Genomic DNA, 16,856 nt, shown 5'->3' on the forward strand with positions numbered 1-16,856 from the left:
CGGCACCGACCAGGCCGCCTGCTCGAAGAGTTTCCGCGTAATCGGCCCCACGGAGCCCTTCCACCGGTAGGTTCGAACGCCCGGACCAACCGTGCCCTGGAAGGGGGTCGGCCGTGCTGACAGGCAGGAACGCCGTGGTCACCGGTGGATCACGGGGCATCGGCCGCGCGATCGTCGAGCGGCTGTGCCGCGACGGGGCACACGTGGTCTTCAACTACGCCACCGACGACGACGCCGCAGCCGAGGTCGTCCGCACGGTGCGCGGCGACGGCGGCAAGGTCCGGTCCGTCCGGCTGGACCTCGCGGACCCGGACGGACCGGAGCGCCTGATGTCGGCCGCCGAGGAAGAGCTCGACGGGCTGGACATCCTGGTGAACAACGCCGCCTTCTGCCCCGCCCCGTCCCTGCTCACGGACACCGATCCGGCGGTCTTCGACCAGGTCCTGGCGGTCAACACCAGAGCGGTCTTCATGACGATCCGCCACGCGGCGCTACGGATGCGCGACGGCGGCCGCATCGTCAACATCTCCACGGCCAACACCGTGCGGCCGGGCCCCGGTATCTCCGCCTACGCCGCGAGCAAGGGTGCCGTCGAGCAGCTCACCGCCGTCGCCGCCCATGAACTCGGGGCCCGCGGGATCACGGTCAACACCGTCTCGCCCGGCGCCACCGACACCGAGCTGCTGCGAGGCACCAACCCGCCGCAGGCACTGGAGGCAGTCGCCGGCATGACCCCGCTGCGCCGGCTGGGGGAACCCGCGGACGTGGCCGATGTGGTCGCCTTCCTCGCCGGTCCCGACGGCCGGTGGATCACGGGGCAGAACGTCCGCGCGACGGGCGGGCTGGCCTGAGCGGCGCCGGGGGAGCCCGCCGCCCGGCCCGGGCCTCCACCGTATCGCCCGGCAACGGCACCGCACCGCAACGGAGTTCGGTCGGCGGCGGCCCGGCTCATGGTGGACCGAGGGCCTGAAAGACGGCCTGTGCCCATGGACGCCCTGATGGGTGAATGTCACGCGGCGGCGGGCGGTGGGCCGCGCACAGCGGCCCGGCGGCTGATTTGCTGCACCTGGAATCTGGCGTGACGCGTGCGGGACCGGTCTGCGGGCCGTCCCGGTGGGAACGGCGCCCCTGCCGGGGCTCGGTCCACCCGCGAACGACAATCGAAGGAGCGTCCCAGTGACGACGACGGGCACAACAGGGGCAGCCGACGAAGAGGAGACGTACGCGAACGAGCTTCCGGTCCATGCCAAGGAACCGGGAAACGTCGTCATCAAGTGGCTGACCACCACCGACCACAAGACGATCGGCACGCTCTACCTCGTCACCTCGTTCGCCTTCTTCGTCGTCGGCGGGGTGCTGGCCCTGGTCATGCGCGCCGAGCTGGCGCGTCCGGGGATCCAGATCGTCTCGCCCGAGCAGTTCAACCAGGCGTTCACGATCCACGGCACGATCATGCTGCTGATGTTCGCGACGCCGCTGTTCGCCGGATTCACCAACTGGATCATGCCGCTGCAGATCGGCGCACCCGACGTGGCGTTCCCGCGGCTGAACATGTTCGCGTACTGGCTCTACCTCTTCGGCTCGGTCATCGTCGTCGGCGGCTTCCTCACCCCGAACGGCGCGGCGGACTTCGGCTGGTTCGCCTACTCCCCGCTGACCGACGCGGTCCGCTCACCGGGCATCGGCAGCGACATGTGGATCATGGGTCTGGCCTTCTCCGGCTTCGGTACGATCCTCGGTTCGGTCAACTTCATCACCACGATCATCGGCATGCGCGCCCCCGGCATGACGATGTTCCGCATGCCGATCTTCGTCTGGAACGTCCTGCTGACCGCCGTGCTGGTCCTGCTGGCCTTCCCGGTCCTCGCGGCGGCACTTCTGGTGCTGGAGGCGGACCGCAAGTTCGGCGCGCACGTCTTCGACCCGGCCTACGGCGGCGCCCTGCTCTGGCAGCACCTCTTCTGGTTCTTCGGCCACCCGGAGGTGTACATCATCGCGCTGCCGTTCTTCGGCATCGTCAGTGAGATCATCCCGGTCTTCAGCCGGAAGCCGATCTTCGGCTACATCGGCCTGATCAGCGCGACGATCGCCATCGCGGGCCTCTCCGCGACCGTGTGGGCGCACCACATGTTCGTCACGGGCGGGGTGCTGCTGCCCTTCTTCTCGTTCATGACCTTCCTCATCGCGGTCCCGACCGGTGTGAAGTTCTTCAACTGGATCGGCACCATGTGGCACGGGTCGCTGTCCTTCGAGACACCGATGCTCTGGTCGATCGGCTTCCTGGTGACCTTCCTCTTCGGCGGCCTGACCGGCGTGATCCTCGCGTCGCCGCCGATGGACTTCCACGTCTCGGACTCGTACTTCGTCGTCGCGCACTTCCACTACGTCGTCTTCGGCACCGTGGTCTTCGCGATGTTCGCCGGATTCCACTTCTGGTGGCCGAAGTTCACCGGCAAGATGCTGGACGAGCGGCTCGGTCAGATCACGTTCTGGACGCTGTTCGTGGGCTTCCACGGCACGTTCCTGGTGCAGCACTGGCTGGGGGCCGAGGGCATGCCGCGCCGCTACGCGGACTACCTCGCCGCGGACGGCTTCACCGCGCTGAACACGGTCTCGACGATCTCCTCGTTCCTGCTCGGTCTGTCGGTGCTGCCGTTCTTCTACAACGTGTGGAAGACCGCGAAGTACGGCAAGAACGTCGGGGTCGACGACCCGTGGGGCTACGGCCGTTCGCTGGAGTGGGCGACCTCCTGCCCGCCGCCGCGGCACAACTTCCTCACCCTGCCGCGGATCCGTTCCGAATCCCCGGCCTTCGACCTGCACCACCCCTCGGTCCGCGCGCTCGACGTAGCCCTCAACCGTGCGGACACGGAGCTGCCCCGAACTCAGGGGGACGACCGGGCCTGAGCGTGGCGGCCCGGCGGGAGGAGGAGCGAGTGGACCCCGACAAGGACAGCGCCCGCGGTCTGGCACAGCTGCAGGGCTACCTGCTGTGGAGCGCCGAGGTCGAGGAGGCCCGCCGCCGGGCGGCCCGCTTCACCGACGAGCTGCCCTGGCTCACCACGGCACAGCGCGAGGACGTGGAACGCGTCTACACCGCCGACCGCCTCGCCGCATCACAGGCGACGCTCGCCCGGATCTCCGCCCGCGCCACCTCGCTGCGCGGCGAGTACGAGGCGCGCTACCGCCTGCTCAAGGCACGCTGCGTGGCCGCCGGTGTCGTGTTCGCCGGCGCGGTCGGCGGCACCTGTACCGCACTCACCCTGCTGACCCGCTGACCGGGTGGCGTCGTCCGTCCGCCGTCCCCAGCAGGCGAACTCGCCCGGGGCTCGTGAAGATGGAACGACGGGCGCGTGCGACGGCAGGCGAACGTATGACCGTACAGGCCCGAGAAGGGACGAACACTGTGGCACGCCCCAGGATCCTCGTTGTCGGAGCCGGATTCGCCGGAGTGGAATGCGTACGCCGTCTGGAGCGCGGGCTCGCCCCCGGCGAGGCGGAGATCGCGCTCGTCGCCCCGTTCTCGTACCAGCTCTACCTCCCCCTGCTGCCTCAGGTGGCGGCGGGCGTGCTCACCCCGCAGTCGGTCGCCGTATCGCTGCGCCGCAGCCGCAAGCACCGCACCCGGATCATTCCGGGCGGGGCCATCGGCGTGGACCCCAAGGCGAAGATCTGCATCATCCGCAAGATCACCGACGAGATCGTCTACGAGCCCTACGACTACATCGTGCTCAGCGCCGGGAGCGTCACCCGTACCTTCGACATCCCCGGTCTGCTGGACAACGCGCGGGGCATGAAGACTCTGGCCGAGGCCGCATATGTACGGGACCATGTGATCGCCCAGCTCGACCTCGCGGACGCCAGCCACGACGAGAACGAACGCGCCTCGCGGCTGCAGTTCGTGGTGGTCGGCGGCGGCTACGCCGGCACCGAGACGGCCGCCTGCCTGCAGCGCCTCACCACCAACGCGGTCAGGCACTACCCCAGGCTCGACCCGAAGCTCATCAAGTGGCACCTCATCGACATCGCCCCGAAGCTGATGCCCGAGCTGGGGGACAAGCTGGGCCGGAGCGCCCTGGAGATGCTGCGCGCCCGCGGCATCGAGGTGTCGCTCGGCGTCTCGATCGCCGAGGCCGCCCCGGAGAAGGTGACCTTCACCGACGGCCGGGTGCTGCCCTGCCGGACCCTGATCTGGACGGCGGGCGTCACCGCGAGCCCGCTGGTCACCACGTTCGACGCGGAGACGGTACGCGGCCGGCTGGCCGTCACCCCCGAGATGCGCCTGCCGGGCTTCGACGGAGTCTTCGCCCTCGGCGACTGCGCGGCCGTACCGGACCTGAGCAAGGGCGACGGAGCGGTCTGCCCGCCCACCGCACAGCACGCCATGCGCCAGGGCCGCAGGCTCGCCGACAACCTCATCGCGACCCTGCGCCACCAGCCGCTGAAGCCGTACGTCCACAAGGACCTCGGCCTCGTCGTGGACCTCGGCGGCAAGGACGCGGTCTCCAAGCCGCTCGGCGTCGAGCTGCACGGAATCCCCGCGCAGGCCGTCGCCCGCGGATACCACTGGTCGGCGCTGCGCACCAATGTCGCCAAGGCACGGGTGATGACCAACTGGGTGCTCAACGCGGTCGCGGGCGACGACTTCGTACGCACCGGCTTCCTGTCCCGGCAGCCGGCCAGACTGCGCGACTTCGAGCACGCGGACGCCTACCTCACACCGGCGCAGGTCCGCGAGCACACCGCCTCGCTGCACACCGGCACCTGACCGCGCACCGCGGGGCCGGGGCGGAGAACGGCCGGTCGGATCAGCTGTTGCCCGCGTGCCCGGCCGTCAGCCCGGGATCCCGCTCGGCCACCGGGTCCAGGATGTCGTCGATCCCCTTCAGCAGCTCCGCGTCGAGCGTCACACCGGCCGCCGCGGCGTTCTCCGTCACCTGCTCGGGCCGGGAGGCGCCGATGATCGCGGCAGAGACGTTGGAGTTCTGCAGCACCCACGCGACCGCGAGCTGGGCCAGGCTGAGACCGGCGCCGTCGGCGAGCGGCCGCAACCGCTGAACGCGCTCCAGCACATCGTCGCGCAGCCAGTCGGCGATCATGTTCGCACCGCCCTTGTCGTCCGTCGCCCGCGAACCGGCCGGGAGCGGCGCACCGGGCCTGTACTTGCCCGTGAGCGCGCCCTGAGCGATCGGGGACCAGACGATCTGGCCGATGCCCAGCTCCTCGGACGCGGGCACCACCTCGCTCTCGATGACCCGCCACAGCGCCGAGTACTGCGGCTGGTTGGAGATCAGCGGCACCCGCAGCTCGCGGGCCAGTCCGTGTGCGGCGCGGAGCTGGCCGGCCGTCCATTCCGAAACACCGATGTACAGGGCCTTGCCGGAGCGGACGACGTCGGCGAAGGCCTCCATGGTCTCCTCCAGCGGTGTGGAGTGGTCGTAGCGGTGGGCCTGGTACAGGTCCACGTAGTCCGTCTGCAGGCGGCGCAGCGAATTGTCGATGGACTCCATGATGTGCTTGCGGCCGAGCCCCCGGTCGTTGTTTCCGGGACCGGTCGGGAAGTAGACCTTGGTGAACACCTCGAGACTCTCGCGGCGTTCGTTCCTGAGCGCCCGGCCCAGGACGGCTTCGGCCCGGGTCTCGGCGTAGACGTCCGCGGTGTCGAAGGTGGTGATTCCGGCGTCCAGGGCGGCGCGGATGCAGGCCACCGCTGCGTCCTCCTCCACCTGGGAGCCGTGGGTGAGCCAGTTTCCGTAAGCGATCTCACTGATGGTCAGGCCGCTGCGGCCGAGTCGGCGAAACTCCATGTGGCTGCTCTCCCTGTGTTCGTGAGGCGCGGATCGTGCAAGGACCCGGCCATGCTATTGCGCAGGGCCGGCGCCGCCCGGGCAGGCTCAGGTCTCGGGGACGGTGCGGTGGACGGCGCGGAGGAAGGCCGCGTTGTCCGGGGTGCGGCGGATCCGGTCGAGCAGTGTCTCCAGCGCGTTCTGCGGCTCCCTGGCGTGCAGCGCGCGCCGCAGTCGCCGTACGACTCGCAACTCGCTCCCCGGTACGAGGAGTTCCTCGCGCCGGGTGCCGGACGCCGGGATGTTCACGGCCGGGTGGATGCGCTTCTCGGCGAGCCGGCGGTCGAGCCGGAGCTCCATGTTGCCGGTGCTCTTCAGTTCCTCGAAGAAGTAGTCGTCGGCGCGGGAGCCGGTCTCCACCAGCGCGGTGGCCAGGATGGTGAGGGAGCCGCCCTCCTCGGCGAGCCGTGCGGCGCCGAAGAACTGCTTGGGGCCGAGCAGGGCGGCTGCGTCGACGCCGCCGCTGAGGGTGCGTCCGCCCGCGGCGGAGGCGTTGTTGTGGGCGCGGCACAGCCGGGTGAGGGAGTCGAGCAGGATGACGACGTCCTGGCCCTGCTCGACCAGCCGCTTGGCGCGTTCGACCGCGAGGTCGGCGAGTGCGATGTGATCCTTCGCGGGCCGGTCGAAGGTCGAGGCGAGCACCTCGCCCCGTACGGACCGGCGCATGTCGGTGACCTCTTCGGGGCGTTCGTCGACCAGCACCACCATCAGATGGCACTCGGGGTGGTTGGCGGCGACAGCGGCGGCGATCTGCTGGAGCAGCACGGTCTTGCCCGTCCGGGGCGGGGCGACGACGAGCCCGCGCTGCCCCTTGCCGATCGGTGCGACCAGGTCGACGAGACGCATCGCGGCGCCGCCGGACGGTGTCTCCAGCCGCAGCCGTTGCCCGGGGTGGAGCGGGGTGAGGTCGCGGAAGTGCGGACGGCCGCGAAGGGCCTGCGGGGAGAGGCCGTTGACCCGCTCCACGGTGGACAGGGTGCGTGGCCGGTCGCAGAGCCCCTCGACGTCATCGCCCCGGCGCAGGCCGTGGCGGCGGATCAGGGCGGCCGGGACCACCACGTCGCCGGGGGAGGGGTGGCCGCCCCGGACGCGCAGCGCGCCGTTCCCCTGATGGGTGAGGTCGAGGACGCCTCTGGCTTCCTCGGTGGTCAACTCCTTTTGCAGAAGCGGGTGTTCGAGAGTGCTGGTCATGGAGAGCGGTCCTTTCGCGGACATGGCGAATGAGGGGGGCCGGACGGCGCGGGCGGAAGAGATCACGCCCCGCACGACGGGCGGGAAAGCTCGGACGGAGAAAGCCGGGCCCGAACTGGGTGAGGTGATGCGGAAAGCCGGATCGCCGGTCGGGAGGAGACGGGCGTGGTGGCTTCGGAGAGGTGGATCTGCACCGGCGCCTCGAAACGAGGCGGACACATGCGGTGATTGCATGGTACCACGGCGCTCGGGAGCCGGGGCGGAGTCGAAGGTCCCGATATCCGGTTGCCGCGGCGTTCACGGAGTGATGTGGTTCTGCGGGCCACCCGCCCGTTCACCCCATTCCGACCGGCGCCCCGGGCGCGGAGGAGTCACCTTGTCCCTGCGCATCACCGCACTGGCCGACCCCGACCGGGCCGACGGGAGCCACCGTCTGGCCTGGCTCGCCTCCGATCCCGCGGGCAGCCCGCTCGGCTCGGCGTTCCTGCGCGTCTTCACCCGTGAGGGCCAGGACCACCTCGCCGAACTGGAGCTCCGCGTGCATCCGGCCGAGCGCCGCAAGGGGGTCGGCTCGCGGCTGTTCGACGCGGCGGTCGCCGCCGCCCGCGAGGAGGGGAGGCGCAGCGTCATCGCACAGGTCGAGGCCGATTCCCCGGGGGACGGTTTCCTGCGGGCCAAGGGGCTGCGCAAGGTGCTGACCCTGACCTACGTCCGGCTTCCGCTGGCGAAGGCCGACACGGGGGCGCTGCGCCGGGCCGTCGGGCAGCCGCATCCGGGCTACCGGCTCATCTCCTGGGACGGCACCGTCCCGGACGAGCTCGCGCCGACGTTCGCCGCGTCCCGCCGGGCCATGGACGACATGCCCATGGACGACACCGACTTCGGCACGGTCGTCTGGGACGTGGACCGGGTCCGGTCCGTGGCGGCGGCCGTCGCGGAACGCGGCGAGCTGCTCCACACGGTCGCGGCGGTCGACGAGTCCGACGCCACGATCGTGGGCTTCACGGAACTGGTCGTCCCGGGCGACGGCAAGGGCGACGCCCAGCACTACGGCACCGGAGTCCTTCCCGAGCACCGGGGGCACGGCCTCGGCCGGTGGATGAAGGTGCGGTCCATCCTCCGGGCCCGAGAAAGCCACCCCGGCCTGGAAGGGCTGCTGACGGACACCGCCGACAGCAATACGCACATGCGGTGCATCAACGACGAGCTCGGCTACGAGCCGACACACAGGTCGGTCGAGTACCAGCTCGACCTGTAGGAGCGGTCCGTCCGGTGGCCGGGGCGAGGCCCCGACCACCGGCCTTCTTCCGGATCAGACCGTGCCCCGGAACGCGGCCAGGATCCGCTCGGCCGCCAGCGTGGCCGTCAACTCACCTTCCCGCACCAGCTGTTCCAGATCCGGGGTGAGCGCGCGCACCTCCGGATGGCCGCGCAGACTCTCCAGCAGCTCGTCGCGCACCATCGTCCAGGTCCAGTCGACCTGCTGGTCACGGCGCTTCGCGGCGAGCCGGCCGGTCGATTCCAGCAGCGCGCGATGCTGCTCCAGCCGCTCCCACAGCGTGTCGAGACCGGCCGGCTCACGGGCGCTGCAGGTGAGGACGGGCGGGGTCCACGCCGCGTCCACCGGGTGCATCAGCCGCAGCGCACCCGCCAGTTCACGCGCGGCCGCGCGGGCGTCGCGTTCGTGCGGGCCGTCCGCCTTGTTGACCGCGATCGCGTCCGCCAGCTCCAGCACACCCTTCTTGATCCCCTGGAGCTGATCGCCGGTCCGGGCCAGCGTCAGCAGCAGAAACGTGTCGACCATGTTGGCCACCGCCGTTTCCGACTGCCCGACGCCGACCGTCTCCACCAGGACCACGTCGTACCCCGCGGCCTCCATCACCACGATGGACTCCCGGGTCGCCTTGGCCACCCCGCCGAGGGTCCCGGCGGTCGGGGACGGACGCACGAACGCCGCCGGGTCCACCGCGAGCCGCTCCATCCTGGTCTTGTCGCCCAGGATGGAGCCGCCCGTACGGCTGGAGGACGGGTCGACGGCCAGCACCGCGACCCGGTGCCCGAGCCCGGTGAGCATGGTGCCCAGCGCGTCGATGAAGGTGGACTTCCCGACCCCCGGCACGCCGCTGATGCCGATCCGCCGGGCGGCGCCGGAGTGCGGCAGCAGCTCGCGCAGCAACTGCTGGGCCAGCGCCCGGTGATCGGGGCGGGTGGACTCGACGAGAGTGATGGCGCGCGCGATGTGCGCCCGCTTCCCGTCGAGCACCCCCTTCACATAGCTGTCGATGTCGATCTTCGGAGCCATCGGGTCAGCGGCTCACAGCTCGTGACCGAGCGCGGCACCGAGCCGCGTCACCAGGTCGTACGCGGCATCCGGAATGACCGTGCCGGGCGGGAACACGGCCGTCGCGCCCGCCTCGTGCAGGGCCTCGACGTCCTGCGGCGGAATCACCCCGCCCACCACGATCATGATGTCCTCGCGCCCCTCGGCCGCCAGCTCCTCACGGAGCGCCGGCACCAGCGTGAGGTGCCCGGCGGCCAGTGAGGAGACGCCCACGATGTGCACGTCCGCCTCCACCGCCTGCCGCGCCACCTCGGCCGGCGTCTGGAACAGCGGGCCGACGTCGACGTCGAAGCCCAGGTCGGCGAAGGCCGTCGAGATCACCTTCTGGCCGCGGTCGTGGCCGTCCTGTCCCATCTTGGCGACCAGGATGCGCGGACGGCGTCCCTCGGCCTCCTCGAACCTGTCCACCAGTGCCCGGGTCCGGTCCACGGATGGGGATTCACCTGCCTCGTTGCGATACACACCGGAGATCGTACGGATCTGGCCCGCATGCCTCCCGTACACCTTCTCCAGGGCGTCCGAGATCTCGCCCACCGTCGCCATCGCGCGTGCCGCGTCGACGGCGAGGGCCAGCAGATTGCCTTCGAGACCGGGGCCGGGCTCCCGCTCGGCCGCCGCCGTGAGCGCGTTCAGCGCGGCCCGGCAGGCCGACTCGTCGCGCTCCTCGCGCAGCCGGCGCAGCTTCGCGATCTGCTGGGCGCGCACCGACGAGTTGTCGACCTTGAGCACATCGATCTGCTCATCGGTCTCCACCCGGTACTTGTTCACCCCGATCACCGGCTGGCGCCCCGAGTCGATCCGCGCCTGGGTGCGGGCCGCGGCTTCCTCCACCCGGAGCTTCGGAATGCCCGCGTCGATGGCCTGCGCCATGCCGCCCGCGGCCTCGACCTCCTCGATGTGCTGCCAGGCCCGGCGCGCCAGGTCGTACGTCAGCTTCTCCACGTACGCGCTGCCGCCCCACGGGTCGATCACCCGGCCGGTGCCCGACTCCTGCTGGAGGAGCAGCTGGGTGTTGCGGGCGATCCGGGCGGAGAAGTCCGTCGGCAGGGCGAGTGCCTCGTCGAGTGCGTTGGTGTGCAGCGACTGGGTGTGCCCCTGGGTGGCCGCCATCGCCTCCACACAGGTCCGGGTGACGTTGTTGAACACGTCCTGCGCGGTCAGCGACCAACCCGAGGTCTGCGAATGGGTGCGCAGTGAAAGCGACTTGGCGTTCTTCGGCTCGAACTCCTTGACCAGCTTGGCCCAGAGCAGCCGGGCCGCCCGCAACTTCGCAATCTCCATGAAGAAGTTCATGCCGATCGCCCAGAAGAACGACAGCCGCGGTGCGAACGCGTCCACGTCGAGACCGGCGTTCCGCCCGGCCCGCAGATACTCCACACCGTCCGCGAGGGTGTACGCCAGCTCCAGATCGGCCGTCGCACCCGCCTCCTGGATGTGATAGCCGGAAATGGAGATCGAGTTGTAGCGCGGCATCTTCTGCGAGGTGTACGCGAAGATGTCGGAGATGATCCGCATCGAGGGCTTCGGCGGATAGATATAGGTGTTGCGGACCATGAACTCCTTCAGAATGTCGTTCTGAATGGTCCCGGCCAGTTTCTCGGGCCCGACGCCCTGTTCCTCCGCGGCCACGATGTACAGCGCCAGTACCGGGAGCACCGCGCCGTTCATCGTCATCGACACCGACATCCGGTCCAGCGGGATGCCGTCGAAGAGCTGCCGCATGTCGTAGATCGAGTCGATCGCCACGCCCGCCATGCCGACATCGCCGGTCACCCTCGGATGGTCGCTGTCGTAGCCGCGGTGGGTCGGCAGGTCGAAGGCGACGGAGAGACCCTTCTGCCCGGCCGCGAGGTTGCGGCGGTAGAAGGCGTTGGACTCCTCGGCGGTGGAGAACCCGGCATACTGACGGATCGTCCAGGGCTGGTTGACGTACATCGTCGGGTACGGGCCCCGCAGATACGGGGCGATGCCCGGATACGTACCGAGGAAGTCGAGCCCTTCGAGGTCGTGCCCGGTGTACAGCGGCTTGACCGCGATGCCTTCCGGGGTCTCCCACAGCAGATCGCCGTCGGAACTGCCGGAGGACTCCTTCACCGAGGTGCGCCACCGCTCCTCGGACACCTCGGCGGCGGCGCCCGGACCGAGCTCGATGCCGGAGAAGTCAGGGATACGCATTACGCCACATCCATACGGTCGAGAAGGGAGGAGAGCACGGCCACCACATCGGAGCCCGCGAAGACGTACTCGTCGACGCCGGTGTATCCGGCGGGCCGGCCGGCGAGGAACACCCGCAGCGCGCCCGCCGAACCCAGCGCCCCGGCGACCGCCGCGGCCTGCTCGGCGTAGAGCGCGTCGCTGGAACAGAGGCACGCCACGGTCGCCCCGCTGGCCCTGAACGCGTCGGCGGCCGAAGCCTCGTCGACCGGGACCGGGTCGTGGACCGGCTCGATGCCGCCTGCCTGGAAGAGGTTGGCGGCGAACGACGCCCGCGCGGTGTGCGCCGCGGCGGGGCCGAGTGCGGCGAGGAAGACCTTCGGCCGCTCCCCGGTCGTCGCGAGGTGGGCGTCCGACCGGGCGCGCAGCGCCTCGAACGCCTCGTCTCGGCGGACCCTGGGCAGACCGCCCGCGACCGCGGCCGGTCCGGCCGGGGCCGGTTCGCGCTCCACCGGCCGCTCCGACAGCTGCGGGAACTCGCTGACCCCGGTGATCGGCTCCTTGCGGCGCGCCAGATCCTTGCTGCGCGCCGCCCAGGTGGCCGCGAGACGCTCGCCGATCATCCCGGAGCGAAGGGCGGCCGCCTGGCCGCCGGAGCCTTCGATCTCCTGGAAGAACGACCATGCGGCGTCGGCGAGCTCGGTGGTGAGCCGCTCCACGTACCAGGAACCGCCCGCCGGGTCGATGACCCGGGCCAGGTGCGACTCCTCCAGCAGGATCGTCGACGTGTTGCGGGCGATGCGCCGGGCGAACGCGTCCGGCAGGCCCAGCGCGTGATCGAACGGCAGCACGGTGACGGAGTCGGCACCGCCGACACCCGCCCCCAGACAAGCCAGTGTCGTGCGCAGCATGTTCACCCAGGGATCGCGCCGCGTCATCATCACCGACGACGTCACCGCGTGCTGGCGCTGGGCACCGGCCCCGGCGGCCCCGCACACCTCGGCCACCCGGGACCACAGCCGGCGCGCGGCCCGCAGCTTGGCGATGGTGAGGAACTGGTCGGCGGTCGCCGCGTACCGGAACTCCAGCTGCCCACAGGCGTCTTCGACCGACAGTCCGGCGTCCGTCAGCGCCCGCAGCAGGGCGACACCGGTCGCCAGCGAAGCGCCCAGCTCCTCGGCCGCCGAACCGCCGGCCTCGTGGTACGGCAGCGCGTCGACGGTCAGTGCCCGCAGTCCGGGAAACTCCTGTGTGCACCGCCGCGCCCAGTGGACCGCGGCCGACAGATCGGGCGCGGCGCCGGTGCGGGCGGCCAGCCCGAGCGGGTCCGCGCCGAGGTTGCCGCGCACGCTCCGCGCGTCGACGCCCCGCTCCGCGCAGATCCGCAACAGCTCCGTCGCCGCGGCGTCGGTCTCACCGCCGGCGTCGAGCACCACGGGGGCCAGATCGAGGTAGACGCCGTCCAGGGCCCCTGCCAGCGCGGACACCGGAACACCCGTGGCACCGCCCACGGCCAGCCACAGCGAGGTGACGCCGTTCTCCAGGTCGGCGAGCACCGCCTCGTTGAGACGCGCGGGATCCGCGAGGGTGTGCCGTTGCCGTACGTCCCAGCCGCCCGCCGCGTTGCCCTCGGGCTTGCTGCCGCGGGTGAAGGGGGCGAAGCCCGGATATCCGGCATCGGGCGCGCTGTCGCGCGAGGTGTAGAGGGGGCGGGTGATGAGCCCGTCCTCCACCGTGGTGGACAGTGCTTCCTCGGCGGCCGAACCCTCAGCATCCTTGCCCGACTTGCGCAGCACGCCTTCGACGAGGCGTTGCCATTGCTCATGGGCGGGGGCAGGGAACTCGGCGGCCAACGAAAGCCCGTCGGCAGGCAGGACCGTCATGCCCAGATGCTAGGTCAGGGCGCTTGAGGGCAGCACGGGTTCCGCTTGTGACCTTGCCCTCTCCGGAGCGCACTTGATCCTTCACCCACCGTCGCGTAGACGACCGGCCGCGCGAACGGAGGAGGATTCGCCGGGCGCACCCTCGCCGCGCCCGGGCGGGAATCGCGGGGCCGGGAATTCGAGGGTCGTCGTACCGGTCCGCGCATCGATCGGTGTTGCCCTTCGGGCGGCTTTCCGGAGAGGACACCGCTATTGGTGTGGTGTGCCCCTGACCTGGGTGGGGGCGGCTTCGATTTCACATTTCCATTGCCTTCGCCGGTGCCCCCGATCGATACCGTCCGGCGTTTTACTTTGTCGATTTCCCGACCGCGTGCGACGTTTGATCAGGCCAGGCCGAATAAATTCGGATACGCGTCGGGAAAAGGGGAAGTTCATCGTGCAAACAGCCAGGGCCGTCCCGGCATCCACCGTCCTCAATCTGCGCGACCTGGGCGGCATCGCCCTGGGCCCGGATCACCGGCTCCGGGCGGGTGTCGTGCTGCGGTCCGGACAGCTCAGCGGGCTCGACGCGGCGCAGGACTCGCAGGTGGCCGCGCTCGGCATCCGGACCGTCGTCGATCTGCGGACCGCCGACGAGCGCGCCGCGGCACCCGACCGGCTGCCTCCCGGGGCCCGGCTGTTCGTCGCCGACGTGCTCGGGGACAACCCGGGTGTGGCGCCTGCCCGGCTGCGCGCGCTGCTCACCGACCCCGTCGAGGCGGAGCGGGCGCTGGGGGGCGGGAAGGCGGAGGGGCTGTTCGCGGACACCTACCGGCAGATGGTGCTCTCGCCGGGGTCGTCCGCCGCCTACCGGGCCTTCGTCGAGACGGTCGCCGACGACCGCGCCCGCCCGGTGCTCTTCCACTGCACGGCGGGCAAGGACCGTACCGGCTGGGCGACCGCCCTCCTCCTGATGATGACCGGCGCGTCACGTGATGTCGTGCGCGCCGAGTTCCTCGCGGTGAACCCCGTGCTGCGGGTCGCCTTCGCGCCGTACGTGCAGGACTTCCTCGACGCGGGCGGCGACCCGGAGATCGCGTCCGCGATCACCGAGGTCCGCCCTCGCTACCTCGACACGGCGCTGGACGCCGTGGAGGAGAGGTGGGGCGGGCTCGACGGTTATGTGCGCGACGGTCTGCGCATTCCCGAAGCGGCGGTGGAACGGCTGCGCGACGCACTGGTGGTGCCCGCCTGAGCGGCGATCCGGGCGTTCCTTCCTCCCGTGCATCCCTGGGGCGATAGGAGCTCCGGGGTTTGACTTGATACCCCCAGGGGGTATGTTGTGGTGCATCGGGAAGCGCTGCCTCCCGGTCGACCCGATGGAGGAAACCGTCATGAACAACGCACTGAGGATCACCGCCTTCGCCGCCGCGCTCGCCGCGACCTTCGGAACCGCGTACGGAGTGGGCAGGGGCGTCGACCCGCTGGTGGCGGCGGAGGACCGCCCCGCGGGGCAGCACGGTGGCCACGGCGGGGGAGAGGAGGGCGGGACGAAGGCGGCGGCGGACCACGCGCCCGGCGGACTGCAGGTGTCCGAAGGCGGCTACACGCTGGCCCTGGAGACGCCGACGGTCCGGGCCGGGGCCCGCTCCGAGATCCGGTTCGCCGTCAAGGACGACAGCGGGCAGAAGGTCACCGCCTATCGGCGTGAGCACGGCAAGGAGCTGCATTTCATCCTCGCCTCCACCGACCTCACCCAGTACCGCCATCTGCACCCCGTCCGTGCCGCCGACGGCACCTGGTCGACGCCGGTCGACCTTCCCGAAGCCGGTGGCTACCGGGTGTTCGCCGACTTCACCCCGGCCGCAGCGGGTGCCGAGAACCTCACGCTGGGAGCGGATCTGGCCGTCTCCGGCGCCTACCTCCCCGCCGCTCTCCCCGCCCCGGGCGCCACCGCCGAGGCCGACGGCTACCGCGTCACGCTCGGCGGCGAACTCCGCGCCGGCCGGGCCGGTGAACTCAAGCCGTCCATCAGCAAGGACGGCCGCCCCGTCACCGATCTGGAGCCCTACCTCGGCGCGTACGGGCACCTGGTCGCCCTGCGCTCGGGCGACCTGGCCTATCTGCACGTCCACCCGAACGAGGGAGGTCCGGGTCCGGTGGTGTCCTTCGCCGCGACGGCGCCCAGTGCGGGCATGTACCGGCTCTTCCTCGACTTCAAGCACGAGGGCAAGGTGCGCACGGCGGCGTTCACCGTCCGGGTGGCGGAACCGGGGAACGGCGACGGCGCACACCGGGACAGCGGGACCGGGGAGCCCGCCGCGCACGCCCACTGACGCGAGCCGTTCGCGCCCCGAAATGACCCTGTGGCAGAGCGTGTTGCGCAGGGGTGGGCGAGGACGTGCCGGGTTCCTCCTCGGCCCCTGGGTATCGTGAGAGGACCGGATTTCGAATCCTCCGAGAGGGGCGTACGTTGACCGAGCGCAAGCCTGCGGGCGTCAGCTTCGAATCATGGGTCGACAAGCAGATCCGGGAGTCCGAGCAGCGTGGCGACATCTCGCGGTTGCCGGGATTCGGTAAGCCGCTCGAAAGCCTTGAGGCTCCCTACGACGAGAACTGGTGGATCAAGCGGAAGATGCAGCGCGAGGGGGTGTCGGTGCTCCCGCCGACGCTGGCCCTGCGCAAAGAGGCGGAGGACGTGGCCGAAGCCGTGTCCGGGGCGCGGACGGAGGCCGAGGTCCGGCGCATGCTGACCGAGGTCAACGAGAAGATCCGGACAGCCGTCAGGCGGCCGCCGCCGGGACCGATGCTGAACCTCAAGCCGTTCGACATCGACGCCGTGGTCGACGAATGGCGCGCGGCGCGCGATCGCTCGTAGCCCCCGACGGGCTCGCGAGTGGGTGCCCGGCAACCGGATGCGTAATACTCCACCCATGAAATCGAGCATTACGCGCCCGGGGGGTGGGGAGCGACGGGAGGCCGTACGCATCAGGCGGGCCACCGCCCGGGACGCGAAGCGGCTCACCCGGCTGGTCAGGACCTCCCGCGCCTACGAGGGGCAGTACGCCGCCATGGTCGCCGGATACCGGGTGGGTCCCGACTACATCGAGACCCATCGGGTCTTCGCGGCCGTGGAGCCCGGCACCGAGCGGGTGCTGGGCTTCTACTCGCTCGTTCTCGAGCCGCCGGAACTCGACCTGATGTTCGTCGCCGACGACGCACAGGGACTCGGCATCGGGCGGCTCCTCGTCGGGCATCTGCGCGGTGAGGCGGAACGCGCCGGCCTCACCGAAGTCCGCGTCGTCTCGCACCCGCCCGCCGAGGGCTTCTACCGCAGTGTGGGCGCCCGGCGGACCGGCACCCTGGCGGCCAACCCGCCTGCGGTGATGTGGGACCGGCCCGAGCTGCTGCTGCCGATCGCCTGATCCGGCACGGCGGGTCCCGGCCGGGACCCGTGCACGA

14 protein-coding genes are annotated in these 16,856 nt (G+C 70.9%); 9 read left to right on the plus strand and 5 right to left on the minus strand.

The window, feature by feature from the left end; genetic code table 11:
- The first annotated feature begins 113 nt into the window (after positions 1-113).
- The 4 genes from BT364_RS09540 to BT364_RS09555 all read left to right on the plus strand — a co-directional run bounded on the left by BT364_RS09540 (position 114) and on the right by BT364_RS09555 (position 4,768).
- A complete protein-coding gene (locus tag BT364_RS09540; RefSeq protein ID WP_072484697.1) occupies positions 114-851 on the plus strand; it encodes an SDR family oxidoreductase in 738 nt (245 codons plus the stop codon).
- Positions 852-1,176: 325 nt separating this feature from the next.
- The gene (gene ctaD, locus BT364_RS09545; protein ID WP_072484698.1) at positions 1,177-2,907 is read left to right on the plus strand and encodes an aa3-type cytochrome oxidase subunit I; all 1,731 of its coding nucleotides are present in this window, start codon (positions 1,177-1,179) and stop codon (positions 2,905-2,907) included.
- A gap of 29 nt (positions 2,908-2,936) precedes the next feature.
- Positions 2,937-3,278: a hypothetical protein gene (locus BT364_RS09550; protein ID WP_072484699.1), complete on the plus strand. Its 342-nt coding sequence runs from the start codon at positions 2,937-2,939 to the stop codon at positions 3,276-3,278.
- A gap of 128 nt (positions 3,279-3,406) precedes the next feature.
- Positions 3,407-4,768 carry an NAD(P)/FAD-dependent oxidoreductase gene (locus BT364_RS09555; protein WP_072484910.1) on the plus strand — a complete coding sequence of 454 codons (1,362 nt, stop codon included), beginning with the start codon at positions 3,407-3,409 and terminating at the stop codon, positions 4,766-4,768.
- A 40-nt stretch (positions 4,769-4,808) separates the two neighbouring features.
- Here the strand turns inward: BT364_RS09555 and BT364_RS09560 are convergent, their stop codons facing one another.
- Both BT364_RS09560 and rho read right to left on the minus strand, forming a co-directional pair.
- Positions 4,809-5,807, minus strand: coding sequence for an aldo/keto reductase family protein (locus BT364_RS09560; protein WP_072484700.1), 999 nt, complete (start codon positions 5,805-5,807; stop codon positions 4,809-4,811).
- 87 nt (positions 5,808-5,894) lie between these two features.
- Positions 5,895-7,037, minus strand: coding sequence for a transcription termination factor Rho (gene rho / locus BT364_RS09565; protein WP_072484701.1), 1,143 nt, complete (start codon positions 7,035-7,037; stop codon positions 5,895-5,897).
- Positions 7,038-7,413: 376 nt separating this feature from the next.
- Between rho and BT364_RS09570 the strand changes: the two genes are divergently transcribed.
- Positions 7,414-8,295, plus strand: a complete 882-nt coding sequence (locus BT364_RS09570; protein WP_177328073.1) for a GNAT family N-acetyltransferase — start codon at positions 7,414-7,416, stop codon at positions 8,293-8,295.
- A gap of 54 nt (positions 8,296-8,349) precedes the next feature.
- Here the strand turns inward: BT364_RS09570 and meaB are convergent, their stop codons facing one another.
- The 3 genes from meaB to mutA are packed head-to-tail and all read right to left on the minus strand — an operon-like array spanning position 8,350 to position 13,415.
- Positions 8,350-9,339 (minus strand): methylmalonyl Co-A mutase-associated GTPase MeaB, encoded by a 990-nt coding sequence (meaB, locus tag BT364_RS09575; RefSeq protein WP_072484703.1) that lies wholly within the window; start codon positions 9,337-9,339, stop codon positions 8,350-8,352.
- Between the two features lie 12 nt (positions 9,340-9,351).
- On the minus strand, positions 9,352-11,553 hold the full coding sequence (scpA, locus tag BT364_RS09580; protein ID WP_072484704.1) for a methylmalonyl-CoA mutase: 2,202 nt from the start codon (positions 11,551-11,553) through the stop codon (positions 9,352-9,354).
- Entirely contained in the window at positions 11,553-13,415 is a 1,863-nt protein-coding gene (gene mutA / locus BT364_RS09585; RefSeq protein ID WP_072484705.1) for a methylmalonyl-CoA mutase small subunit, read from the minus strand. Before mutA ends, scpA begins: the two co-directional genes overlap by 1 nt.
- Before the next feature lie 436 nt (positions 13,416-13,851).
- Between mutA and BT364_RS09590 the strand changes: the two genes are divergently transcribed.
- From BT364_RS09590 to BT364_RS09605, 4 genes are all read left to right on the plus strand, one after another.
- Positions 13,852-14,649: a tyrosine-protein phosphatase gene (locus BT364_RS09590; protein WP_072484706.1), complete on the plus strand. Its 798-nt coding sequence runs from the start codon at positions 13,852-13,854 to the stop codon at positions 14,647-14,649.
- 139 nt (positions 14,650-14,788) lie between these two features.
- The gene (locus BT364_RS09595) at positions 14,789-15,730 is read left to right on the plus strand and encodes a hypothetical protein (RefSeq protein WP_072484911.1); all 942 of its coding nucleotides are present in this window, start codon (positions 14,789-14,791) and stop codon (positions 15,728-15,730) included.
- 137 nt (positions 15,731-15,867) lie between these two features.
- The gene (locus BT364_RS09600) at positions 15,868-16,272 is read left to right on the plus strand and encodes a DnaJ family domain-containing protein (RefSeq protein WP_072484707.1); all 405 of its coding nucleotides are present in this window, start codon (positions 15,868-15,870) and stop codon (positions 16,270-16,272) included.
- A 55-nt stretch (positions 16,273-16,327) separates the two neighbouring features.
- Positions 16,328-16,819, plus strand: coding sequence for a GNAT family N-acetyltransferase (locus tag BT364_RS09605; protein WP_072484708.1), 492 nt, complete (start codon positions 16,328-16,330; stop codon positions 16,817-16,819).
- The last annotated feature ends 37 nt before the right edge of the window (positions 16,820-16,856 follow it).

Origin of the sequence: Streptomyces atratus (assembly GCF_900119365.1) — a bacterium.
Classification (GTDB): Bacteria; Actinomycetota; Actinomycetes; order Streptomycetales; family Streptomycetaceae; genus Streptomyces; species Streptomyces atratus_B.

Bases quoted from the DNA above. Each gene is read 5' to 3' on its own strand.
- BT364_RS09560 (WP_072484700.1), bottom strand. From the start codon at position 5,807: ATGGAGTTTCGCCGACTCGGCCGCAGCGGCCTGACCATCAGTGAGATC.
- rho (WP_072484701.1), bottom strand. From the start codon at position 7,037: ATGACCAGCACTCTCGAACACCCGCTTCTGCAAAAGGAGTTGACCACC.
- meaB (WP_072484703.1), bottom strand. From the start codon at position 9,339: ATGGCTCCGAAGATCGACATCGACAGCTATGTGAAGGGGGTGCTCGAC.
- scpA (WP_072484704.1), bottom strand. From the start codon at position 11,553: ATGCGTATCCCTGACTTCTCCGGCATCGAGCTCGGTCCGGGCGCCGCC.
- mutA (WP_072484705.1), bottom strand. From the start codon at position 13,415: ATGACGGTCCTGCCTGCCGACGGGCTTTCGTTGGCCGCCGAGTTCCCT.
- BT364_RS09595 (WP_072484911.1), top strand. From the start codon at position 14,789: ATGAACAACGCACTGAGGATCACCGCCTTCGCCGCCGCGCTCGCCGCG.
- BT364_RS09605 (WP_072484708.1), top strand. From the start codon at position 16,328: ATGAAATCGAGCATTACGCGCCCGGGGGGTGGGGAGCGACGGGAGGCC.